Genomic DNA, 23,066 nt, shown 5'->3' with positions numbered 1-23,066 from the left:
GCCGGGCATGGCGTCACCAGGCCCCACACCTCAGTGGGGTGCCAGGAGCCGTATGGGCGCACCGGCCAGAAAGGCGCGGATGTTCTCGACAGCCTGGCCGTAGTACGTCGCGTAGTTGGCCCGGGAGACGTAGCCGAGGTGCGGGGTGGCGAGGAGGCGGGGGGCCGTGCGCATCGGGTGGCCGGCGGGGAGGGGCTCGACGTCGAAGACGTCGACGCCGGCACCGGCGATTCGGCCCTCGTACAGGGCGGCGAGGAGCGCGTCCTGGTCGACGATGGCCGCGCGTGAGGTGTTGACCAGGTACGCGGTCCGCTTCAGGAGGGCGAGTTCGGCGGGGCCGAGCAGGCCGCGGGTGCGGTCGCTCAGCGCGAGGTGGACCGAGACGAAGTCGCTCTTCGCGAGCAGGTCCTCCTTCGAGGGAGCGAGTTCCACGCCCACCTCGTCGGCGCGCTCACGGGAGAGGTTCTGGCTCCAGGCCTGAACCTCCATGCCGAAGGCGAGGCCGACCTGGGCGACACGGCTGCCGATCTTCCCCAGACCGAGCAGCCCGAGGCGCCGGCCGTGCAGGTCTGCGCCGACCGTGCTCTGCCAGGCGCCGCCGGAGCGCAGCGCACCGCTCTCCTCGACGATGCCGCGGGCGAGGCCGAGCAGCAGCGCCCAGGTCAGTTCGACGGGTGGGGTGGAGGAACTGGCCGTGCCGCACACCGTGACGCCGTGCGCCTCGGCGGCCCCGTAGTCGATGACCGAGTTGCGCATGCCGGAGGCGATGAGCAGCTTCAGCCGGGGCAGCCGGGCGATCAGCGACGCGGGGAACGGCACGCGCTCGCGCAGGGTCACGACGATGTCGAAGTCGGCCAGGGCGGCGGCCAGGGCGTCCTCGCCGTCGATGTGGCGGTCGAAGGACACGACCTCCACGTCGTCAGCGACCACCGACCAGTCGGCGACCTCGGTCGCCACCTTCTGAAAGTCGTCCAGCACAGCACAGCGCAGCCGCACGTCATCCCCCTCTCACGGCCCGTGGTCCGGTCCACGGTTGGGTTCCAGGGGTCATGATCGCGCTTGGCCGGTGACGTGGGAAGCCGGAGCACACGAATGCGCTCGGCGCCGAAAAAAACGCCCTCCCGATGGGAGGGCGGAGACTTGCGCCCCCGGCAGGACTCGAACCTGCGGCCAAGCGCTTAGAAGGCACGTGCTCTATCCACTGAGCTACGGGGGCTGACCTGCGTAAACGCAGCTTCCGGGCGCTGTCCCCCGAGTCGCGGGGGACACATGGGGGAATCGCGGATTCCCGATGCCCGGGGGACGCGAGCGCTCCCCGATCGGGCCGTACGTAGGGTCTCACATTATCTTCACGCCCTCGAAGCCTCTCGCGGAAACAATCCCGTACCTCACCGGCGTTGGTGATCTCCGAGCCGAGGAGGGGAAGGTGTCGGGCCTGAAGCTGTTCCGCACGGACACGACGAATAGCGGCATGACCGAGGTCATGCCGCGCCTTGCTGAGATCGAGGCCGATGTGCAGGGTCTCGTCGAGGCGCATATGGAGACGCTGCTGGGCGTCCGGTTCCTGGCGAGCGAGTACAGCACTGGGCCCGTCCACGGGGGGCGGATTGACTCGCTCGCCCTGGACGAGAACGGATCGCCGGTCATCGTCGAGTACAAGCGCGGTGTCGACGCCGGCGTCATCAACCAGGGGCTGTTCTACCTCTCGTGGCTGATGGACCACCGGGCGGAGTTCGAGCACCTGGTCCGCGACCGGCTCGGGGTGACGGCCGCCTCCCAGGTCCTGTGGAGCGGCCCGCGCCTGATCTGTATCGCCGGCGACTTCACCCGCTACGACGTGCATGCCGTGCGCGAGCACCGGCGCTCGATCGACCTGGTCCGCTACCGACTCTTCGGCAGGGACCTGCTCGGCCTTGAGACCGTGGCGTCCGTGAGCGGCGGCATGCAGGTGGCTCGACGGGCGGGGCGCCGGGCGGTTGCCCGGGCGGCGGCCGACGTCCAGGGCGCGGCGATGAGCGAGTTGGCGGGCGCGGTCGACGAGGTCCTGCTCGGGCTCGGGGACGGCGTGAACCGGGTTGAGCGCAAGACCTACCGGGCCTATCAGCGGCTGCGGAACTTCGCCTGCCTGTGCCCGCCGCAGCGCAGCAAGCTGCTCGTCTACCTGAAGGTCGACCCGAAGGACGTCGACCTCGTTCCGGGCTTCACCCGGGACGTGTCCGGTCTCGGCCACCACGGGACGGGAGATCTTGAGGTCCAGCTTCGTACGCTCAGAGACGTGGAGCGGGCGCAGGATCTGTTCCGGGCAAGCTACGTGGCGGCATGATCGCCCGTCGCTGACCGGCCTTGTGGCGGGCTGCGCTATGTGTCGTGTCCGTGGTCGTGGTTGTGGGAAAAGCCTCTCGACGTGCGGGCAGGGCGTGGCGGTGGACTATCCATGGTGTGCGGCATCGCCGGTTTGGCCAACCGGCGATCCCGCGCTATGTTGCCCCGCTTTGCGGGCCGATGATCAGCGTGAACGGCTGGCGGGTCGGCCGGCCGTGACCGCCGGAGGCGCCAGCGCGCTGGCAGCAAGGCGGGGCCTGTGCTCGTGGCCCGGCTGCGCCTGACGCGTGCCGGTCTCGTGGGCGAGAGTTTCGGAGAGGTCGGCCAGTAGCGAGCTCGGGGTGTGAGGGGACGCGGTGATGGCCCAGGTGGGCTGGTCCGGGTCAGAGCCGGCCCAGATGGTCCAGGTGGCCGGGTTCTGAGGGTGCTGCGCGGTCAGTGGGTCAAACCGGACGCCTGCCTGCCCGTCGGGGGATGTCCACCGGATCCCGTGCCCTGTCAGGGTGTGCTTCCACCCGGCCTCAGCGAGCGGCTGCGTGGTTGTGGTGACCGTCCTCTCGTCCACCGGGGTGCCGATGACTGTGTCCCAGCCGTCGCCCTCGGCGAGGTGGATGAGCAGACTCTGCAGCACCGGGGAGGGGGTGGCGTCGGTCGCGGTGAGGTGCCACATGCGATCGGAGACGGGTGTCTCGTAGGCGGCTACGGTCCAGGCGGTCTCGCGGGCAAGGGTTTCGTGGGCGCGCTCGATGCGCAGAGTCTGCGATTCATGGATGGCGTAGGTCGTTTCATCGGACCAGGCCCGCCACTTTTCGAACTCGCCGTGTGCGTCGAGGAAACTGTCGAGGAGCGCGTCGTGGTCGCCGGCATCGGCCAGGTAGACGGGGACGGCCTCCAGCTGGGGGCGGGGTGGTTCGGGCTTGGCTGTGGTGACGTCGAAGACGGAACGCGCTGCAATGGCGGCGCGTTCGGTGTCGGTCAAGGGCGCCGGGCCGGGGCGCATCTCGGCTGCGTGGACCTAGGTATCGGCGACCTGACGCAGATGATCCTCGCCGTGCAGGTAGACAGACTTGCCGTCCCGGTAAAGGTATGTGCCGACCGCGACGGTGGTGTGGCCGTCGTGAGCATGGGCGTGGATGAGGAGGTGGCCGTTGCTGATGTCGTCGTGGATCTTCTGCGCCTCATTGGAGACCTCGCGGATTTCGCTGCGGGTGCACCAGGGCATCGGGTAGTTCGGCCCAGTCCATTCCTCGTCGATGGCCTCCTGGAGGCGCGGGGTGATTTCGACGGTGATGCCCTCGCTGATCAGGTGCTTGGCGGCGTCGGCGGCCCAGTAGGGCTCCGTAAGTTGTTGGGCGGCCCGGGAGGGCCGGATGTGGCTGAGTAGGGCCTGCCAGTAGTGGCTAGCGAGGAGTGGCCGTCCGGCTCTCCGGGGCGCCCTGGCTGCTGATTGAGATGTGCGCGCCTTGTGCGGTCGCTATTTACGGAGCGGACAGCGGGGCCGTTCCTCGGGCCCACGGCTCAGCTGTTTGGAACGAGGAGGGGCGAGTGAGCGAGAGGCGCGACCAAGTCTGGTGTGGGATCGACGCGGGCAAGGTCCATCACGGGGCGGCGGTGGTTGACGAGACCGGCGGGACCCTCTGGTCGAAGAAGATCGACAACGACGAGACAGCGATCCTGACCGCGCTCGGCGAGATACTCGATCTGGCGAATGAGGTCCGCTGGGCGGTAGACATCTCCGGAACAGCATCTGCTCTGCTGCTGGCCCTGCTCGCTGCCCACGGCCAGCAGGCTGTCTACGTGCCCGGTCGTACCGTCAACCGGATGGCTGGCGCCTACCGTGGTGAAGCCAAGACCGACGCGCGCGACGCCTACATCATCGCCGAAACCGCCCGCCACCGCCGCGACTTCGCGACCATCGAGGTGCCTGCCCAGCCGGCAGCCGACCTGGCGCTGCTCACCGCACACCGGTCGGACCTGGTTGCCGACTGTGTCCGTATGATTAATCGGTTGCGTGATGTGCTCAGTGGTGTGTTTCCCGCACTGGAACGAGCCTTCGACTACTCGGCCCACAAGGGCGCCCTTGTCCTGCTGACCGGATTCCAGACTCCACCAGCCATCCGTCGCCGCGGGCTGAGCAGGCTGACGGCATGGCTTGCCAACCGCGGCGTTCGCGGCGCCCCCGCGGTCGCCACCACCGCGCTGGAGGCTTCTCAAGCCCAGTACACCTCGCTGCCCGGTGAGGACGTCGCCGCGCAGATCATCGCTGCTTTGGCTGCCCAGGTCCTCAGTTTGGATGACCGACTCAAGCGCGTCGACCGCCAGATCCGGGAGACGTTTCGCACCCATCCTCAGGCCGAGATCATCGAATCGTTGCCCGGTATGGGCCCAATACTTGGTGCAGAGTTCGTCGTAGCCGCCGGTGACCTGTCGGCTTACGCGGACGCGGGCCATCTGGCCTCCGCAGCGGGGCTGGTGCCCGTGCCGAGGGACTCAGGTCGTCGTATCGGCAACCTGCACCGACCCAAGCGCTATAGCCGACGCCTGCGCAGGGTGTTCTACCTGTCTGCGCAGACCAGCATCATCCGCGAAGGCCCGAACAGGGACTCCTACCTCAAGAAGCGAGGCGAGGGCTGCAAGCACGTGCAGGCCGTCATTGCGCTCGCCCGCCGGCGCGTCAGTGTCTTGTGGGCCCTTCTACGCGACAACCGAGCCTTCGCCCCTCGTGCGCCGGCTATGCGATGAGGATCGTCCTGGGCACCGTTCGAGCGAGGCATAGCACGGCTGAAGTCCGTGCGCCATATCCGCGGTCATGCGTCGGCCCGAACTTATCGATTTCGGCGTTTCCGGTCTGGGCCAGAACATTCGCCGCCCGGGAGGCCCAGGGTCTTTGCATGTAGGCGATCTGTCCGGTTGATTACATGATTCCGAGGGCTGCGAGGGGCCGCCGTCGGTCGCGGGCGGTGTGGCGGCAGACGGCGGGCGATGTTGGTGTGGCCGTCCTGGCGGAACACGCTGATCGCGAGGTTCCGCAGGGCGGTCATGGTGCGAGGCAGGCCAACGCTGTGGATCCTGGAGGCGTCCTGGGTGAATGTGGTGTCGCGGACGTGGTGGGCTGGGCTGGGAACCCCCCGAAGCGAGAGCGCTGACGCACACGCGGTGGCCGTCCCGCCCGCGGACCCCGCGCCGGGCATTGACGTGCCAAGTGCATGCGCGGCTGAGTCGTGTGGGTCTCTGGTCTGGCGCCAAGTCGGGGTTTCACGACGGTTGGTGGGCCTGTTGACGAGGCGTCTGGTGTTGTTCAATGGGAGAGCTGCCAGGGGCGGTGGCCTTTCGCTTCAGCGTGCGTCGTCCTGTCGCGGTTTGGTGGCGTGACGGTAATGCGTAGACAATGAGGGGGAGCGGTGGAGAGGAAATCCGACGCGCGCGTCGAATTATCAACGCGCGTGTTCGATGGCGTGGAAAGGCTGGGATGGGAGTACATTCATCCGGTCCCTCGCCTCCACCCAGATCATAACAATCCGCCGGTATGGCATGACCCACCCATGCCCACTTATCGAGGAGGCGCACTCCCTCCACTTTTGGGATGTGTCTTCAGTGGGATGTTTGTTGCGGGAGCTCTATTTGCGATATTGGGAAGCTTTGTTGTTGCCACCGTGGCCTGGATCCCTGCCGGGATAATCCTCATCATGCGCGTCGCTCCCTATATTGGATATAAATGGAAAGCGTCGGGTGCGCAGCAGAAACGGGAAGAACTCAGAGAGGCTCACGAGGCCGCGTTCGAGCGTTGGAAGGCGGATGTCCTCACGCACGATGCCGCGGAGCGGCGGCGGGTCGACGAGGCGTTGCGGTGGTTTCCGGTTCATCTCACATCCCGCCCGCGTCGGGTTGATGTCTATGGCGGCACGGCGGATGGGTGGGCGGCTCTTCTGGTAACTCTGGGAGCGTCTCTCCTCGCCAACGGAAAGGGACTGTGGCTCCTCGATCTCAGTCATCAGACGGTAGGCCGGGAGCTGGCGGCCTTGGCCGATACGCGAGGGGTGCCGGTGGTGCGCGTGGAGCTGCCGTCGGCCTCCGCGCCTCCTGACCTGTCGTGGGGATTGTCCGCGGAGGAGCTGGCCGAGGTGCTGGCGGAGGCCCTTTCCACGCTGCGGCCGGACGGGGCCGACGCTGACTTGCGCGCGACGGACGCCAGCATCCTGCACTCTGTGCTCGAGCGACTGGACGGGGCGGTCACCTTCGGCCGGATCGCTTCCGGACTGGAGGTCCTCCTGCGCGTCCACGAACCCGACCGCGCGCCGGAACCCCTGTCGGCCAGGGAACTGGACAGTCTCACCACGGCCATCGATGTCGTCGGGCAAAGCGAGCGGATTCAGAACGAGCTGCGCTTCGTATATGACGTGACGCGTTTGCTGGCCCGCGCCCAGCACAACCCCCTCACCCTCCCCGCCCCGGACCAGTGGCTGGCTCCCGGGCAGTTGACCATCCTCTCCACGCACGATGTGACCGAGCGCCGCAAGGACGTCATCGACCGCGTCGTCTTCTTCCTCATCCTGCATCAGCTTCGCCGTGGCCGCGTCCCGGCGGACGCCGGCACCTTGGTCATCGCCGGCGCGGAGCACCTAGGACGCTCCGCTCTGGAATCCATTGCTCGCCAGGCGCGCGTCGCCGGCGTCCGGCTCATGCTTCTTATGACACATGTGCGCGAGGAGATCCGGCCGCTCCTCGGAGGTCAGGACAGCGCGACGGTCCTCATGAGGCTGGGAAACGCCGAAGAAGCGAAAGCCGCCGCCGAATTTATCGGCCAGGGACACAAATTCGTGATGAATCAGCTGACGCGGCAGGTAGGAGAATCACACTCCATGGGGCGATCCCACAGCTACGGCGGAGGTGATAGCGAGACGGGGGGATGGTCGACCAGTTGGCAAAATACCGTCAACAGTTCGACCGATAAATCCGTGACGCGCGGCGAGACGGTATCCCGGGTCTATGAATTCACAGTGGAGCCGACACAAATCCAATCGCTGCCGCCCACCGGACTCATTTTGATCGAGACGAGTCCGCAAAGCCGACGCGTCGTGTTCGGCGACTGCAACCCTGCCATCACCCTCCTACCGCACGTAGCCGATGCCCCGCGGCTACCCGAGTAGGGAGGCGATCGCTGTGACGGAACGCGGTGAGCCCCGCGCCTCTTCCAGCAAGGCATCGATGATCTTAGAGGGCTTCCGGTTTCACCGGCTGCTGGACATCCCCCGGCAGGCTGCCGAAGACCTAGGGCCGGACCGTACGCCGGCGGAGTTGTTCGCCGCACTCGCCGCCGCACGGGCCGAGTTCAGCGATTGCCCAGGGGCGGCACTGGCCATGGTGTGGCATCGGGCCCCCGGCAGCCAGCAGCTCGATGTCCTGGTGGGAGGATGTCCCTTCGTACCGTTCGCCAGAGACCACGGGCAAGCTACCGGAACTCGCGGCTACCCCCTGCTGTATCCGCCGGGTGCGGTGGCCGTGCCCGCCTGTGTTCCCGACTTAGCCGGCTTCGCATCCTGGGCCCGCTGCCGGGGACAGGCGGATCCTTTGTGGACGCCGGCGGCGGACCGGCCGAAGGTCATGCGGGGTGGCTTCGATGACCACGTCGGCCACATGCGTGACCCGTTCGTCTGGATGGTGCTCGCGGAACCGCTCAGCGATGAGGCGCTGGAGAGGGAGCGCACGGCTTTGACCGGGAGAATTCCGGGGCTCAGGCAGCGGGAGAACTCCGAACTGGACCGTGTCGCACTCGAACGTGCCCAGGCCCGGTATCGGGAGCTGTCCAGGGCGCGCCCCAGCGGGATGTGGAACATCCACGTCCTGGTCGGCTCGCCCGACGCGTCCACCACCCGTCGGGCAGCCGCTCTGCTGTGCAGCTCCGCTGATCTGGACGAGCAGCCCTACACCCTCGTACCCGGACCGCCGGTCGGTGATCTGGCACAGGCATGGCAGGCGGCAACAACCCCGGCCGGCGAACCAGCCTCCCCCTTCCCTGCGAGCACCGAGCTGCTGGCCGTGCTGGCCCGTCCACCGCGCAAGGAACTGCCAGGCGTTCGTCACGTCGAGCGCGCCGACTTTGATGTCACCCCCGAATCAACCGGGGACATTGTGCTCGGCTCGGTTCTTGACGAAGCAGACCAGCCGATCAGTGCCCTGGGCATCACCACGGACACCCTCAACCGGCATGCCTTCGTCGCGGGCGCCACCGGCTCCGGAAAATCGCAGACCGTACGGCATCTGCTGGAGTCCTTGCACGACATCGAGGTCCCTTGGCTGGTCATTGAGCCGGCCAAGGCCGAGTACGCGAACATGGCGGGCCGGCTGGCCGATCGCGCCGAGGTCACGGTGATCCGTCCCGGCGCTCCCGATGATGTCCCGGTGGGCCTGAATCCGCTCGAACCGGAGGCTGGGTTCCCGCTGCAGACCCACCTCGACCTCGTCCGGGCCCTCTTCCTGGCCGCCTTCGAGGCCACGGATCCGTTTCCGCAGGTTCTCAGCCAGGCGTTGACCAGGTGTTACCAGGAGATGGGCTGGAACCTGGCGCTGGGCACCTGCCGAGGCGTTCCCAGGGCACCACGCTATCCCGGCCTGGCCGACGTGCAGAAAGCCGCCTTGGAGGTCGTGGACAACATCGGATACGGCAAGGAAGTCGCCGACAACGTACGCGGCTTCATCGACGTACGACTCGGATCGCTCCGGATGGGCACCCCCGGGTGGTTCTTCGAAGCCCACCACCCCATCGACATGAGCAGCCTCCTGGACCGCAACGTGGTGCTCGAGATCGAAGACATCGGCAACGACCAGGACAAAGCGTTCTTCATCGGAGCCGTACTGATCCGCATCTACGAACACCTACGAGTCCACCGCACCGACACCACCGGAGGCGGTGGACTGCGGCACGTCACAGTGATCGAAGAAGCACACCGACTCCTCAAAAACGTCCCGCCGGGCAGCCCGGCCGCCCACGCGGTAGAGCTCTTCGCCTCGCTGCTCGCCGAGATCCGAGCCTACGGCGAGGGCATTGTGGTCGCAGAGCAGATCCCGTCGAAGATCCTGCCGGACGTCGTCAAAAACACGGCCCTGAAAATCGTCCACCGGCTCCCGGCAACTGATGACCGCGAGGCCGTTGGCGCGACGATGAACCTCACCCCCCAGCAGTCCCGGCACATCGTCTCCCTCCCACCAGGCCGGGCGGCCGCCTTCGCGGACGGCATGGACCGCCCCCTGCGGATCGCCGTGCCGCTGGGACTGGCCCGCGAGAGCACAACACAAGCCTCCAGAGCCCTTCCCACAGCGTCGAACCCGCACTCCGCGCTGGGATATATGGATTGGGACCGGCCCCCTGCTCTGCGCGAAATCAGTCTCGGCAGCGATCTGGCCGAGGGCCCCGACTTGATTCTTTGGATGGAGCTACTGACGATCGCTCATGTATGCGGCTGGTCCTCGCCGCAGCCCCACGCATCCTGGCTCGAGGGACTGCGGAACCGGGCGGACAAACGGATCCTTGAGTGCGCCATCGCTGCGCGCATCAACGCAGCCGTTGACGACCGTTGGGCAGGACTGTCGGACTTCTATCCGCCGGAGAGCCTGCTGGAGCACGTGACGGCCTCAGCGATGCGTGTCCTGGCCGGAGGCAGCGCCTGCCCGCGCGGTGAAGTCGAGTGGCAGGCAGGTACTTGGCGTTGGGCAGACGTGTACCGGGCCCTCAAGGCGGCCGGTACGTCGAGGGAGGGCCCTCACCCCGACACGGCGGCTTGGGCCGCCCGTGGGCTGCGGCTGCCGGGCCGCACCGTCGAGGAGCAACTGGAAGCCTGGAAAGCGCATCCCGACACCTGGCGACCATCGGAGACTACGGTGCGGGGCCAATCCATGGCCTGGCGCCAGGCATGCGATGCGCTGCACAACGCGAGAGACCCCCAAGAACGGCTGAAGAAGGCGGCTTCCTTCCTCCAAGTGCCATGGTGGCCACTGAAGTCGTTCGTGCAGGCAGTGACCACAACAGACGGGAGGAGGCCATGAGCGCAGACGCTCCGGAAACGCTGCCTGAGCCGGAGATCCCAGAGACACCGGACAACGATCCCTCCCAGGGCGATGATGAGCCCGGCCACACCACAATGGAGGACATTGATGCCGACGATTCCTCCCTTTGTGGCGCAGAAGGAGAGAAGGTCAGTGACGGCGCGCCGGAGGACCTGGAAGTGCCGGTCGACGGTGACCAAGGGACGGGGATGCCAGGGGCGGAGGCCGACGGCGACGGTGCGCCGGAGGAGTCGGCGTACCCGATCGACAGCGGGTCTTCAGATCACGACGAATCAGGGCATGCGACGGCGGGGGATATAGATGCCGTAGGTGATGCTGACGATGGTGATGCGGGGAGGGGGGAGATTGCATCTGCTGAGGAGTTGGCCGTGCCGGAGAAGGGCGCGGTAGCAACGCGACGTGAGGGCGACGTGCCCGAGCATCGGGCCCAAGAGGATGACGTCGCTCTGAACCCCCCAGAAGCCGCGGCCCCGACGGAGGAAGCGCAGGATCCGACGTCTTTGTTGGTAGAAACCCCGGCCCAAGACGCTTCGGAGTCAACCGAAGCACCGGGGCCAGAGTCTGCGGACGAGGAGACCTCAAGTGAGAATCCGATACCGGGCGACGCCTCAGACCAGGAGTCGCCCGCTGCTCTCGACCAGGCGGACGCACGAGACTCCGGGGAGATTGCGGACGCCGAGCCCCCGGAGCAGGCTCTGGCCCCGTCTGACATAGACCACTCGGTAGAGGCCCCCGAACTGCCTGCTCTCGGTGCGGACCTTGTCGGCCACGACGAACCGGACTCACCAGAAGGTGACGTGCGGCCGAAGCAGCCCAGTGAGGCGACAGATGCTTCAGAGGCACCAGATCCATTCGATGCAGACGATGCTCGCGGTCAACAACTCGATGACGCCCCGGATCACTTCGCTGAGTCATTGCCCGAGACCAGTGAACTCGCCGACTACGACCCGGACGCTCTGGCTCAGGGAAGCGACACGGCTCAGGAGCCCGACGGCCATGACCTGGATTCCGACAAGGCCGAGAGCGAGGAGAGCGAGCTTCCGACAGACGGGCCGGAAAAGATCGAGGAAAAGGTTGACCGTCCCCGCGTGGAGCACATGTATGAGCGCCCGCTCCCGCCTTCAGAGTACGGGGACCCGATCAATTCCGGTGGCAAACGGATTCCTCTCTTCTACGGCCCGCCCACCCGTGAACAAACCGCACAGGGATCGCTGTACGACTGCGGCGTGATCGCCACGCTCGGTGCCGTGGCAGGGCATCGCCCGGATGTGATATTCAGCAGCATCCGGGAAAACGGCGACGGGACATACTCGGTCTCCCTGCACGAGACGGAGCGTGGTGTAGACGGGATCGCGCGTCCGACCGGTCGACAGATGGAACTCGTTCTGACCCCGGACCTTCCTGCCGTCAAGGATCAGCCTGGGGTTTCGGTGCTCGCGAGGACAGAGGGCACCGCATGGTGTGCTCTGATGGAGAAGGCGATGGCCGGTGTCGACCAGACGTGGGGTTCCGGCCGGCGTGAGGAGTGGGAAGCGCGTTGGGGCGAGGAGAAATCGAGTCAGGGACTGCAGGACGGCCCGACCCCCGAGGGATATGAGCGCCTTAATCGTGGGTCGACATCATGGGATCGCTCTGAGATGCTCACTCAGATGACGGGTCAGGAAAGTGCCGTATACCTCTTCCCTGAAGGCCCTGACGCGAATTCAAGCCTAATGAGTCACTTCGCGTATCAGCTGGCCAATGGAAAACCAGTCTTGACGGGGAGTCGGGGCTTGGACGCGGACAGTGGGGAGATCGAGCTTCCCTGTGGCGTCGTTGACGGCCACGCGTACGAGGTCATCTCGGTGCAGGATGAAAGGATTCATCTGCGTAATCCATGGAACACTATGCATCCGAAGCCGTTGACCATGGACGAGTTCGTGGACGCATTTCAACCAAAGGGTGGTCGTGGTGATTACACCACGCTCCTGTAGAGAGGACGATGCCGGATGACAGCCGAGGAACTGATGGTTCTACGCGGCACGGTCGCCAGGGCGCGGGCGGGAGAAATTGGCGGAATGAGTAGCGTTCCAGCAACCGCGGAGCTGCCTGCTCGGGTGAAGCTCGCCATCATTCCTGCCGACGGAGACGAGCGGACGGAAATCCTGACCGAAGGAGAAACATTTGAGTTTGGGCAGGAGGTTTGGGAGGTCGTGCAGATCAACCACCCCAACAAAATCTCCTGGAACGTCACCCTGCGTCGCGTACGGTAGCGATCAACGCTGCGGACCATCGAGGCCGTCAACGGGGCTATCGGCGCGTACACGCGCTCATCGCAGCCGAGGAGGCCAAGGGTGCGTCGGACACCTCCGTCATCGAGGCGGCGCGGGCCGCGCAGGGGCGGTTGGCCGAGGAACGGGCGCGGTTGCGTTCGGCCGACCGGCAGCGGATCGCCGAGGTCCGCGCCCGGACTGGGACCCCACCCCCGACCGCGCCACCCGGAACCCTACGTCGTCCACCCGGAACGTCGGGTGGCTTCGTCTGCGGACGCCCGCTCGGCAGCTCCAGTGTTCTTCGAACGGCGCGCGTGCGTCTTCGAAGTTGAGCGGTGCGCTGGTTCGATTTGCTGACACGGCGTCACGCTCCGTGTTGGGTCGGGTTGCTTGGCCCTGGATGCAAGGTGCCCGTGGCCCTGCGTGATCATTTCTGTTCTCTACGCAGAACGATCATGCAGGAGCCACGGGCTTGCTCAACGATACGACGTTGCTGCTCGACCTTGACGGGGTGTGAGTGGGGTGGGCGTCGAGGCGGACATGGGCGTCGATGGCGGGAGTCACGTGGGGGTCTCATCTGTTCTGCCGGTGGCCGGGCCTGCGGGTCCGGCCACCGGCGTAATCGCGAGTTATCGGGTTGCTCGTGTCGGCCGGGCGCCGTGTGCGGCCGTGGTGGTCGGCGGGCCTGCGCGGATGGCGGGCGTCGGTCGCCGCTGCTGTGGCGGGGTGGCTCCGGTGGCGTTCTGCCAGCGGGTGCGGACGGCGGCGATGTCGGCGAGGGCGCGGCGGGCGCCGACGACGAGCTGGAAGGGGGTGTTCGCCGGGTCATCGGCGTATGCCTCGATGCGCCGGCCGGTGTGCTCGGCCGTGGCCAGGAGGGAGCGCTGCAGGGCGCGTTCGCCCCAGTGCCCGACGGATCCGGCCGGTTCGGCCAGCATGCGCAGGACCTCGCCTGGTTGACTGCCGTCTTCCAGGTCTATCAGAAGCCCCTGTAGGTCGGGTTATGTGCGTCGGTGAGCTGGCCAGATGACGGTTCGACCGACGCCCAGCGGACCCAGCTTCACCAGCACGGCGGGAACGGGAGAAGATGCAGCGGCAGGCACGGGACCCGTGATCATCAGGCTTAGACACTACAATGATCACGAAGCCCGTGCCTGCCCAGTTATGCGCCCCAACCGGTCGCAACCCGACCAGCCGCACACACCCGGAACTTGCAACCGCCCTGAGATGGCCTTGCCTGCGTTGAGCGTCTCGTCCGCGCGGCAGGCGAAGTCCCGAGCATTCGCCGACGGCAGACAAGAAAGAGTGCCGTAAGACTGGATAGCCGCGGCACGGCTATGTCAACGTACAACGTCCCGCAAAACACCAGGTCAGATGGTGCTAGCGCTCGACTGCGATCACGATCTGGAAAATGCTCGGATTGGCGCGTCGAGTGGGTAAGTCCGCTGGCGTGGCTTCAGCTTTGGAGGGCCGTCTGTCTGAAACCGCTACCCGATCTGCTTTCTTCGCTTCACTTGCGTCCCCGGTCTTCCGCAGTGGCGGCCCACAGTGAATCTAGAACGGCTTACGGGTGACGGCCCCTAGGCGTCGCCTCGGGCGACGCGCCTGGACCTCAGTATTCAAACCTGTCTCCCCCCGCCGACTGCGAGGCGGAGCAGAGGTCGGGTACGTGATGCGGCGCGCAACATAGCCGACGATCGCCGGTTAGCCAAACCGGCGATCGTCGTGACCATGGAGGTGTTCGCTTTTCGGCTGCGCTTGGCGGTGGAGCCGTGGCGGACGCGAGCAGCTTCGCGTTGGCAAGAGGAGGCGCGAGGTGGCTCTGCTGCGGCGTCTTGCCGTGGGCAGCGCGTGCCACTGGCGGGTGGCCGTCCTGGTGCATTCCGCACGAGGTGAAGCTGCTGCATTCCTGTCGCTCCTCGCTCCCCAGCAAGGAAACCCTTCCATGAACCGATCCGCGTTACCCCCTGCCCTTTCCTGCCTCGGCACGGCCCCGAGCACCGTTCGCGGCGGCGGCGAGGTGACGGCATGGCGGTAGCAGTCCGGTCTCGGGAGAAGCTGACGGTCGATGACGTGTGTGACGAGCTGGGGATAGCTCGGTCCACGTTCTACGACTGGCGGCAGAAGGGGCGAGGTCCGCGCTGCATCCGGCTTCCCAACGGCAGTCTCAGGATACGGCACAACGATTTTGAAAATTGGCTGAGTGATTGTGAGGATGCCCCTTGATCGACAGCACGTTTGACGTACGGATCTACAACATCGAGCGCCGGACACGAGCGAACGGGTACACCTACAAGGTGGTCTGGAAGGTCGGTACCAAGAAGCACAGCAAGACCTACCCGACCAAAGCACTCGCGGATGCTCGACGCTCCGAGCTGTTGACCGCCGTCAAGCATGGCGAGCCCTTCAGCACCGAGACCGGCATGCCGCTCTCGTACGCCAGCAAGGCTGTGGATACCAACTGGTACGACTTCGCAGTCGAGTTCGTCGACAAGTCCTGGCCGCACTTCTCCGCCAATCAGCGGAAGAACGTGGCCAAGGCGATGACAGCCGCGACCATCGCCTTGCTCCGGATGCCTCCGAAGCAGTTCGACCCCGTCAAGGTGCGGATGGCGCTGCGTGAGTGGGCCTTCAACTCCAAGCGCCGGACCAACCCCGAAGAGCCGATGCCCGACGAGGTTCGCGTCATCCTCGACTGGGTCCAGCGCAATACGCTGTCGATGGCAGCGTGGGAGCAGTCGGACCGAATCGACACGGTCGTCTCCGCTCTCGGAACGCTGCTGGACGGCACTGCCGCAGCGGCCAGCTCCGTGTCCCGCAACCGGCGGATCATGAACCTGGATGGAGTACGCCGTCCGCCACGGCATCCTCCGCCAGAACCCCCTGCCCAAGGGCAAGGGCAGTGGAGGGGGCGCCCCCAAGGTCGCGCAGGCCATCGATAAACGCTCTCTGCTGAACCCCGCGCTCCTCGATTGGATCGGCACACGGCCCCTGCGGCGGGGGCCTCTTTATCGAGCCTTCTTCGCGACCCTCTGCTACGCCGGCCTCCGTCCGGAGGAAGCCGTCGCACTTCATGTGAGCGACGCCACGCTGCCCGAAACGGGCTGGGGCGAGTTCATCGTCCACAGCGCCCGGCCGGAGGTCGGCAGCCACTGGACCGACAGCGGAGAGCCTCACGACGACCGTGACCTGAAGGGGCGAGCGGAGGGCGACACCCGGACCGTTCCCATCCATCCTGACCTTGTCGCCTTCCTTCGCGAGGTGGTCATCCAGTACAAGCTCAAGCCGACCGATCTCCTCTTCCCTGGAGAGTTCGGCGGCAGGCTGGCGGGCTCGGTGTTCCGACGGGTCTGGGACAAGGCACGAGAGGCGGTCCTCCAGCCCCACGAATACAAGTCGCCGGCGGGTAAGCGCGTGTACGACTGCCGCCACACCTGCCTCACCGCGTGGCTCAACAAGGGCATACCCCCGGCCCAGGTCGCCGAGTGGGCCGGGAACAGCGTGCCCGTACTTCTGGCCATCTATGCGCGGTGCATCGTCGGCCAGCGGGACAACTACCTGAAGCAGATTTACGACGTCAGGTATGTCGGCAAGGCCGGGTAAGCCGGATGCGAGAAGGGCGGTGTGGGACCCCGGTGCATTGGGTCCCACACCGCCCTTCGGTGTTACTCGGCAGACGTCCCTTTGATGTATCTGGGTGGTGGAAGCTGGGGGACGCATGGGGGACAGGCACCCGCAGAAACCCAGTTTCAGCCGGTGTCAGCCGGACTCCCACGCTCCTCGAAGGTCCGGCGTACGCTGGAGACGTGCGGAGATCAGACACAGTCTGACCAGGGAAAACGCAGTCATTCTGGCGTGACGCCAGTGGCGCCCCCGGCAGGACTCGAACCTGCGGCCAAGCGCTTAGAAGGCGCCTGCTCTATCCACTGAGCTACGGGGGCCTGGTGTGGTGGCCTCTGTCGCGGTGCCCGGGTGTGGGCTGATCCGTGACGTTGCCGGGGACAAGGATAGGGCTCCCGGCTCCTTGTCCTGGTTGCTTCGCCTCCGTGGCTCGATGTGGAGGTTCGGTGAAGCGGTCCTGATAATCGCAGGCAGGTACGAATCGTGCACCGCTTTTGGCGTCAGAGGCATCGGGTGTTGTGCACTCGTTATGCCTGGAGTGGGCCCGTGTCGCAGTCGTCCCTTCCGTCCCTTGTGTTCCATCGGCGCGCAGACATGCTCATATGCTTCAGAATTCCCCTAAAATTGGGCATTCTTCGCATGTGGTGACCTTGGACGTACGGCCTCAGCTGCTCGACGCACTCTCCGCCCTGCGCGACCGTGTCGCCGCCGCACGCTTCCCGCTGCCCCTGGCGGGGGCCCCACGCGCGCGTGCCAGCCGCGACGAACTGCTCGCCCAGCTCGACGACTACCTGGTGCCCCGGCTGCGAGACCCCGAAGCGCCACTTCTGGCCGTCGTGGGGGGCTCCACCGGAGCCGGGAAGTCCACGCTGGTGAACTCCCTCGTGGGACGCCGGGTCAGCGAGGCGGGGGTGCTGCGGCCGACGACACGGACGCCCGTGCTGGTCTGCCATCCGGAGGACCATCACTGGTTCAGCGGGATGAGGGTGCTGCCCGACCTCACCCGTGTGTGGGTGCCCCAGCAGGAGTCCGCGGACGACCTGCTGCTGCCCGGCGAGAACCCCGCGCGCGTGCTGCGCGTCGAGACCGTCGAAACGCTGCCGCCCGGCCTCGCCCTCCTCGACGCCCCCGACATCGACTCCCTGGTCTCCGACAACCGTGTCCTGGCCGCCGAGCTCATCTGCGCGGCCGATGTCTGGATCATGGTCACCACGGCCGCCCGCTACGCCGACGCCGTGCCCTGGCACATGCTGCGCACCGCCAAGGAGTACGACGTCACCCTCGTCACCGTCCTGGACCGGGTACCCCACCAGGTGGTCGCCGAGGTGTCGCGGCAGTACGGGGCCCTGCTCACCAAGGCCGGACTCGGGCACGTGCCGCGGTTCACCGTGCCCGAGCTGCCCGAGTCGGCCTGGGGCGGCGGGCTCCTGCCCGCCAGCGCCGTGGCCCAGCTGCGTACCTGGCTCATCCATCACGTCCAGGACCCGGCGGCCCGGCAGCAGGCCGTCGCCCGCACCGCGCACGGCGTCCTCGACTCCCTCAAGGCCCGGATGCCCGAGCTGGCCGGCGCCGCCGCCGCACAGTACGCCGCCGCGCTGCGGCTCACCGCCGCCGTCGACGGGGCGTACGACAGCGAGCACACGCGCGTGCGGGGCCGGTTGCAGGCCGGGGCGGTGCTCGCGGGAGACGCTCTCAAGAGGTGGCGCGCCTTCCCCCTGGACTGCACCGCCGGGGAACTCCTCGACGCACTGGTGGAGAGCCTGAGCACGCTGCTGCTGTGCGCCGTCACCGCCGCCGACGAGCGCATCGACGACGCCTGGCGGCGCGAACCCGCGGCGGCCGCACCCGGGCTCGCCGACCGCGAACCCGCCGCGGAGAGCGCGGAGCACCGGATCGGTCTCGCCGTACGGCGGTGGCGGCGGGAGCTGGAGGAGTACGCCGAGGACGAGGTCCGTGAGCTCGACCGGAACCTCTCGCCCGACCCTGACCTGGTGGCCGCCCTGGTCGCCACCTCCTTGCTGGGCGGCCGCCGGGGACGGATGGCGGGGGAGGGGCTCGCCGAGCGGATCGGCGCCCACGGCGCGCTGCGGCTGCGCGACCGGGCCGGACGGCTGCTCGCCGAGCACGTCGACCGGGTCCTGCACACCGAACGCGAGCGCCGGCTGGCCCCGCTCGACGCCCTCGACGTCCACGCCGAGCCCCAGGCCGAACTCATCGCCGCCCTGTCCGTACTGCAGAAGGAGAGGTGACCGGTGACCGCCGTCACTGACCAGGACCACGACGAGCGCGCCGACCAGCCGGGCGACGGGGACAAGGCAGGGGCAGCCGCCGCCGGTAACCCGTCGGCGAAGGCCCCCCGGAACGCCCCCGGGAACGCCTCCGGGAACGCCTCCGGGGGTGAGAGTACGGACCGCACCCACGCGCGCGTGCCGGACGGCGACTCCGCCTCCTGTACGGCCTCCCCGGGCCCAACGGCCTCCCCGGCCTCCCCGGGATCCGCCGGCTCCTGGGACGACGGGCTCATCGCGCGGCGGGTCGACGAGACCGCCGGAGGGCACCAGTACGCCGTGCTGGACAGCCGCCCCGCGGCCCCGCCGACGGTCTCCCCGCTGGTGTACGACGGGCCGCTGCGGTCCCGGCTGGAGGCCCTGCGCGAGCTCGTGGGGCTCTCCCGCACCCGGCTCGACAGCCGGACGCTGGCGGAGGCCGGCCGGGTGCTCGACGAAGCGTCCGCCCGCCGCAGGCTCTCCGGGCAGCACACCGTCGTCGCCATCGCGGGCGCCACCGGCAGCGGCAAGTCGCAGCTGTTCAACGCGCTCGCCGGGGTGGCCATCTCGGAGACGGGAGTACGCCGTCCCACCACCGCCGCGCCCATCGCGTGCAGCTGGAGCGACGGGGCCGCGAGCCTCATCGAACGGCTCGGCATCCCGCCCCGGCTGCGCCGGCGTCCGCTGCCGACCGGGGACGCGGAGTCCCAGCTGCGCGGGCTCGTCCTCATCGACCTGCCCGACCATGACTCCGCCGCCGTACAGCACCGCGAGCACGTGGACCGCATCCTGGGGCTCGTCGACGCGGTCATCTGGGTCGTCGACCCGGAGAAGTACGCCGACGCCGTCCTCCACGAGCGCTACCTGCGGCCGATGGCGGCCCACGCGGAGGTCATGTTCGTCGTCCTCAACCAGGTCGACCGGCTGCCCGGGGAGGCCGCCGAGCAGGTCCTCGACGATCTGCGGCGGCTCCTCGACGAGGACGGCATCGCGCTCGGGGAGTACGGCGAACCGGGCACGACCGTGCTCGCGCTGTCCGCGCTCACCGGGGACGGCGTCGGTGAACTGCGCGAGGCGCTCGGCCAGTTCGTCGCTGAGCGCACGGCGCCGGCCCGGCGTATCTCGGCCGACGTGGACATCGCGGCGGCACGGCTGTTGCCCGTCTACGCCACGCGGCGGCGGACCGGGCTCAGCGAACAGGCCCGGGAGGAGTTCGCGGACCGGCTCGCGGACGCGGTGGGCGCCACGGCGGCGGGCGAGGCCGCCGAACGCGCGTGGCTGCGCAACGCCAACCGCGCCTGCGGTACGCCCTGGCTGCGGCTGTGGCGCTGGTACCAGGACCGCGGCGAGCCCACCACGGGACGGCTCCCCTCGCGTACGCAGGCCGACGAGGAGGCCACCGCCCGGCAGCGGGTCGAGCAGGCGGTACGGACGGTGGCCGACCGGGCCTGTGCGGGCCTGCCCGCGCCCTGGGCGCAGGCGGTGCGCGAGGCGGCCGTCCGCGGCTCCCAGGGGCTGCCCGAGGCGCTGGACGAGTTGAGTGCGCGTGCGGGAGTGCCGACGGGGCGGCCGCCGCGGCCGGGGTGGTGGCCGGTGGCCGTGCTGTCCCAGGCGTCCATGACGATCCTTCAGTTCCTGGGCGGCCTGTGGCTGGTGGGTCAGATCGTCGGGGTCATGTCGCCGAACCTGGGCGTGCCGGTGCTGCTGATGCTGATCGGCATCGTCGGCGGCCCGCTCATCGAGTGGAGCTGCCGGATGGCGGCGCGGGGGCCTGCCCGGCGCTACGGGCTGGAGGCGGAACGCCGGTTGCGGGAGGCGGCGGCCGGGTGCGGCAGGGCCAGGGTGCTGGATCCGGTGGCGGCGGAGCTGCTGCGGTACCAGGAGGTTCGGGAGCAGTACGGGAAGGTGGTGGGGGCGGGGACGTGACGTCTCCGAAGGGGGGTGCTCGGGGGGGATTGCTCGCCTTACGGCGTCACTGACCGCTCGGTGTCACCCGTCCGGGTGGCGGGGTTGTCCACAGGCCGGGCGGTGATCCACAGCGCACAGCGGGCCCGGCCCTGCGACGGCAGTCTGGCAGACACAGCCGTACGGGACGGGCCCGTACGCGTCGGCCCGGTGTCGCAGTCCGGGCGAGGGAGGGTTCGCGATGAACGAGACGATGGTCTGCGCGGTCGGCAGGGTGGCGACGCAGCCGGTGTACCGGGAGGTGGCGTCCGGCCCGTCGGCGAGGTTCCGGCTGGCGGTGACCGCGCGCTACTGGGACCGCGAGAAGAACATGTGGACGGACGGGCACACCAACTTCTTCACGGTGTGGGCCAACCGCCAGCTCGCCACGAACACGGCGGCGTCGCTCACGGTCGGCGAGCCCGTGATCGTCCAGGGCAGGCTGAAGGTGCGGACCGACGTGCGCGAGGGGCAGAGCTGGACGTCGGCGGACATCGACGCGGTGGCGATCGGGCACGACCTGGCCTGGGGCACCTCGGCGTTCCGCCGCGGAGGCAAGCCGGAAACGGCCCCGGCGCCCACGCAGCCGGAGCCCAACTGGGAGACGTCGCAGGAGGGTTCACCGGAGACGGTTGATGCTTCGGCCCAACGACCTCCGGAATCCGCTGTATTGACGTAACGTCAAACACCCGCAGCTGCGTGCCCGAACTGCGGCTTATTGACGAGTGCGCACCGAAAAATCGGGGGTGAACTGTCGATAAGCCCTGCTCACAAGGGGTCTTGGCGATAACGATTCCGAGTCGGATCACTCGTCCGACGGTCTCACCGGCGAGCGGTGTCCGTCGCGTACCTAGGATGCCGGGCATGGCTCTCGGGGCTCTTGCGGCCCGTGAGGTCTGTGATTCTGCTGGTGGGACCGTACCCCCCACATCGACGGGTCCTGCTCGAAGGGGAATTTGGTGTTTGCTTCGTTCTCTGCGGTGTTCGTACGCAGGCGAGGGGCTGCCCGCCTCGGTGCCGCGACGCTCGTGTCCGGGCTCGTCGCCGCGGGTGTGCTGGCCGGCGCCGGCCAGGCGGCAGCAGAGGAGACGACGCCGAGTCAGGGCGGAGCGACCGCGACGATAGCCGGGCTCAAGACCTTCGGCACCGCAGTGATACACGGCGCCACCGGGGACCAGCAGGTGTCGGCGGGCCTGTTCGAGATGTCCGTCGAGGGCGGCGGCATGCTCCAGACGTACTGCGTCGACCTGCACAACCCGACGCAGCGGGACGCCGAGTACCACGAGACGCCCTGGAGCGGCACGTCCCTGGGGGCCAACAAGGACGCCGGCCGGATCCGCTGGATCCTGCAGAACTCCTACCCGCAGGTGAACGACCTCGCGGCGCTGGCCCGGAAGGCGGGCGTCCGTGGCGCGCTGACCGAGCAGGACGCGGCGGCCGGCACGCAGGTGGCGATCTGGCGGTACTCGGACGACGTGGCGGTCGACGCCCTCGACCCGCAGGCCGAGCAGCTCGCGGACTACCTGGAGAAGCACGCCGGGAGCCTGCCCGAGCCCCGGGCCTCGCTCACCCTCGACCCGCCTGCCGTCTCCGGCAGGCCGGGGGAGCGGCTGGGCCCGGTGACGGTTCACACCAACGCCGGCAGCGTGACGGTGAGCCCGCCGGCGGACGCCGCCACGAGCGGGGTGCGGATCGTCGACAAGCAGGGCAAGGCCGTCACGTCCACGTCCGACGGCGGGCAGGTGTTCTTCGAGGTGCCCGAGGAGGCGGCGGCCGGCACGGCGGAACTGACCGCGCAGGCCTCGACGACGGTGCCGGTCGGCCGTGCCTTCGCCTCCGAGAGCCGGAGCCAGACGCAGATCCTGGCCGGTTCCAGCGAGTCGACGGTGTCGGCGACGGCGGGCGCGACCTGGGCGAAGAAGGGCGCGATCCCGGCCCTGTCCGCGGCGAAGAACTGCGCCGAGGGCGGCGTGGACATCATCGCCTCCAACAAGGGCGACGAGCCGTTCACCTTCGAACTGGCGGGCCTTGAGCACACCATCGCCGCGGGAGAGTCCCGAACGGTGACGGTTCCGCTCCAGGAGGACCAGGCGTACGACTTCACGATCCACGGCCCGGGCGGCTTCACCCAGCGCTTCACGGGCATGCTGGACTGCCAGGTCCAGGGCAGCGGGACGGGCACGGCCACGCAGACTCTCAGCGAACCGAGCCCGGCCTCGGTGGGCGGCACGGCGACGGACACCAACCTCGCCGAAACCGGCAGCTCGGGCGTCACGCCCCTCATCGCCGGAATCGCCATCACCCTGGTCCTGATCGGCGGAACGACCCTGATCGTGCTCCGCCGCAGGGAGGCTCCGACGGGGGACTGAGCCGGACCGGCCCGCCGACGCCGGTTCTCATACCGACTCGTGCCCCAGATGCACGAGGCCGTCGATGGATTCCAACCGGGTCCGCAAGGTGGGGTCGGGGACCGGCGTGGTCGTCACCACGAGGACGTGGCATTCCGGGTGCGCGAAGTCGTACGGTTCGGCTTCGCCGTCTCCGGGGATCTCAAGGCGGCCGTGCGGCTGGGGAGACGGCCGGTTGTGACAAGGTCCGC

16 protein-coding genes, 2 tRNA genes and 2 pseudogenes are annotated in these 23,066 nt (G+C 68.1%); 13 read left to right on the top strand and 7 right to left on the bottom strand.

All coding sequences use genetic code 11. The features are described 5' to 3' along the window. Window positions 1–30: 30 nt before the first annotated feature. A complete protein-coding gene (locus ACFZDA_RS07370) occupies window positions 31–996 on the bottom strand; it encodes an NAD(P)-dependent oxidoreductase (protein ID WP_391076230.1) in 966 nt (321 codons plus the stop codon). Between the two features lie 147 nt (window positions 997–1,143). Further along, window positions 1,144–1,216: transfer RNA gene (locus ACFZDA_RS07365), tRNA-Arg, on the bottom strand. Window positions 1,217–1,426: 210 nt separating this feature from the next. Here ACFZDA_RS07365 and ACFZDA_RS07360 point away from each other — a divergent pair. After that, window positions 1,427–2,323, top strand: a complete 897-nt coding sequence (locus ACFZDA_RS07360) for a DUF5655 domain-containing protein (protein WP_391076227.1) — start codon at window positions 1,427–1,429, stop codon at window positions 2,321–2,323. Window positions 2,324–2,506: 183 nt separating this feature from the next. Here ACFZDA_RS07360 and ACFZDA_RS07355 read toward each other — a convergent pair whose 3' ends face one another. Next, window positions 2,507–3,301 carry a DUF317 domain-containing protein gene (locus ACFZDA_RS07355; protein ID WP_391076224.1) on the bottom strand — a complete coding sequence of 265 codons (795 nt, stop codon included), beginning with the start codon at window positions 3,299–3,301 and terminating at the stop codon, window positions 2,507–2,509. 36 nt (window positions 3,302–3,337) lie between these two features. Then, window positions 3,338–3,544 carry a hypothetical protein gene (locus ACFZDA_RS07350; RefSeq protein WP_391076221.1) on the bottom strand — a complete coding sequence of 69 codons (207 nt, stop codon included), beginning with the start codon at window positions 3,542–3,544 and terminating at the stop codon, window positions 3,338–3,340. A 323-nt stretch (window positions 3,545–3,867) separates the two neighbouring features. Between ACFZDA_RS07350 and ACFZDA_RS07345 the strand changes: the two genes are divergently transcribed. From ACFZDA_RS07345 to ACFZDA_RS07325, 5 genes are all read left to right on the top strand, one after another. After that, entirely contained in the window at window positions 3,868–5,064 is a 1,197-nt protein-coding gene (locus ACFZDA_RS07345) for an IS110 family transposase (RefSeq protein ID WP_391076218.1), read from the top strand. Window positions 5,065–6,008: 944 nt separating this feature from the next. Further along, window positions 6,009–7,469: a hypothetical protein gene (locus tag ACFZDA_RS07340; protein ID WP_391076215.1), complete on the top strand. Its 1,461-nt coding sequence runs from the start codon at window positions 6,009–6,011 to the stop codon at window positions 7,467–7,469. 13 nt (window positions 7,470–7,482) lie between these two features. Continuing rightward, the gene (locus tag ACFZDA_RS07335; protein ID WP_391076212.1) at window positions 7,483–10,362 is read left to right on the top strand and encodes a helicase HerA-like domain-containing protein; all 2,880 of its coding nucleotides are present in this window, start codon (window positions 7,483–7,485) and stop codon (window positions 10,360–10,362) included. Next, entirely contained in the window at window positions 10,359–12,356 is a 1,998-nt protein-coding gene (locus tag ACFZDA_RS07330) for a hypothetical protein (protein WP_391076209.1), read from the top strand. Before ACFZDA_RS07335 ends, ACFZDA_RS07330 begins: the two co-directional genes overlap by 4 nt. A gap of 15 nt (window positions 12,357–12,371) precedes the next feature. Continuing rightward, window positions 12,372–12,635: a DUF6406 domain-containing protein gene (locus tag ACFZDA_RS07325; protein ID WP_391076206.1), complete on the top strand. Its 264-nt coding sequence runs from the start codon at window positions 12,372–12,374 to the stop codon at window positions 12,633–12,635. Between the two features lie 213 nt (window positions 12,636–12,848). On the opposite strand, the pseudogene ACFZDA_RS07320 reads toward ACFZDA_RS07325, so the two are convergent. Then, window positions 12,849–12,941, bottom strand: a pseudogene (locus ACFZDA_RS07320) (formylglycine-generating enzyme family protein); the annotation flags it as partial. A gap of 323 nt (window positions 12,942–13,264) precedes the next feature. After that, window positions 13,265–13,609 (bottom strand): annotated as a pseudogene (locus ACFZDA_RS07315) (replicative DNA helicase); the annotation flags it as partial. A 1,054-nt stretch (window positions 13,610–14,663) separates the two neighbouring features. On the opposite strand from ACFZDA_RS07315, the gene ACFZDA_RS07310 reads away from it, so the two are divergent. Genes ACFZDA_RS07310 through ACFZDA_RS07300 form a run of 3 tightly spaced genes read left to right on the top strand, consistent with a single transcriptional unit; the run spans window position 14,664 to window position 16,238 of the window. Continuing rightward, window positions 14,664–14,861 carry a helix-turn-helix domain-containing protein gene (locus tag ACFZDA_RS07310; protein ID WP_391076203.1) on the top strand — a complete coding sequence of 66 codons (198 nt, stop codon included), beginning with the start codon at window positions 14,664–14,666 and terminating at the stop codon, window positions 14,859–14,861. Further along, the gene (locus ACFZDA_RS07305) at window positions 14,858–15,577 is read left to right on the top strand and encodes a hypothetical protein (RefSeq protein WP_391076200.1); all 720 of its coding nucleotides are present in this window, start codon (window positions 14,858–14,860) and stop codon (window positions 15,575–15,577) included. Before ACFZDA_RS07310 ends, ACFZDA_RS07305 begins: the two co-directional genes overlap by 4 nt. Then, window positions 15,477–16,238 carry a tyrosine-type recombinase/integrase gene (locus tag ACFZDA_RS07300; protein WP_391076197.1) on the top strand — a complete coding sequence of 254 codons (762 nt, stop codon included), beginning with the start codon at window positions 15,477–15,479 and terminating at the stop codon, window positions 16,236–16,238. The genes ACFZDA_RS07305 and ACFZDA_RS07300 overlap by 101 nt, the downstream gene beginning before the upstream one ends. Before the next feature lie 262 nt (window positions 16,239–16,500). Here ACFZDA_RS07300 and ACFZDA_RS07295 read toward each other — a convergent pair. Beyond that, window positions 16,501–16,576, bottom strand: a tRNA-Arg gene (locus ACFZDA_RS07295). Window positions 16,577–16,897: 321 nt separating this feature from the next. Between ACFZDA_RS07295 and ACFZDA_RS07290 the strand changes: the two genes are divergently transcribed. The 4 genes from ACFZDA_RS07290 to ACFZDA_RS07275 all read left to right on the top strand — a co-directional run bounded on the left by ACFZDA_RS07290 (window position 16,898) and on the right by ACFZDA_RS07275 (window position 22,836). Then, on the top strand, window positions 16,898–18,505 hold the full coding sequence (locus tag ACFZDA_RS07290) for a dynamin family protein (RefSeq protein WP_391076194.1): 1,608 nt from the start codon (window positions 16,898–16,900) through the stop codon (window positions 18,503–18,505). Window positions 18,506–18,508: 3 nt separating this feature from the next. Next, window positions 18,509–20,449, top strand: coding sequence for a GTP-binding protein (locus ACFZDA_RS07285; RefSeq protein ID WP_391076191.1), 1,941 nt, complete (start codon window positions 18,509–18,511; stop codon window positions 20,447–20,449). A 220-nt stretch (window positions 20,450–20,669) separates the two neighbouring features. Then, window positions 20,670–21,146 carry a single-stranded DNA-binding protein gene (locus ACFZDA_RS07280; protein WP_391076188.1) on the top strand — a complete coding sequence of 159 codons (477 nt, stop codon included), beginning with the start codon at window positions 20,670–20,672 and terminating at the stop codon, window positions 21,144–21,146. A gap of 280 nt (window positions 21,147–21,426) precedes the next feature. Next, complete coding sequence (locus ACFZDA_RS07275) at window positions 21,427–22,836, top strand: Cys-Gln thioester bond-forming surface protein (RefSeq protein ID WP_391076185.1); 1,410 nt, start codon at window positions 21,427–21,429, stop codon at window positions 22,834–22,836. The last annotated feature ends 230 nt before the right edge of the window (window positions 22,837–23,066 follow it).

The sequence above is a fragment of the Streptomyces sp. NPDC007991 genome (genome assembly GCF_042958445.1).
Classification (GTDB): Bacteria; Actinomycetota; Actinomycetes; order Streptomycetales; family Streptomycetaceae; genus Streptomyces.
This window is presented reverse-complemented; position numbering and strand designations above follow the sequence as displayed.

Coding starts and splice junctions, on each gene's coding strand:
- ACFZDA_RS07300 (WP_391076197.1), top strand. CDS start 15,477: ATGGAGTACGCCGTCCGCCACGGCATCCTCCGCCAGAACCCCCTGCCC.
- ACFZDA_RS07340 (WP_391076215.1), top strand. CDS start 6,009: ATGCGCGTCGCTCCCTATATTGGATATAAATGGAAAGCGTCGGGTGCG.
- ACFZDA_RS07310 (WP_391076203.1), top strand. CDS start 14,664: ATGGCGGTAGCAGTCCGGTCTCGGGAGAAGCTGACGGTCGATGACGTG.
- ACFZDA_RS07330 (WP_391076209.1), top strand. CDS start 10,359: ATGAGCGCAGACGCTCCGGAAACGCTGCCTGAGCCGGAGATCCCAGAG.
- ACFZDA_RS07280 (WP_391076188.1), top strand. CDS start 20,670: ATGAACGAGACGATGGTCTGCGCGGTCGGCAGGGTGGCGACGCAGCCG.
- ACFZDA_RS07325 (WP_391076206.1), top strand. CDS start 12,372: ATGACAGCCGAGGAACTGATGGTTCTACGCGGCACGGTCGCCAGGGCG.
- ACFZDA_RS07350 (WP_391076221.1), bottom strand. CDS start 3,544: ATGCCCTGGTGCACCCGCAGCGAAATCCGCGAGGTCTCCAATGAGGCG.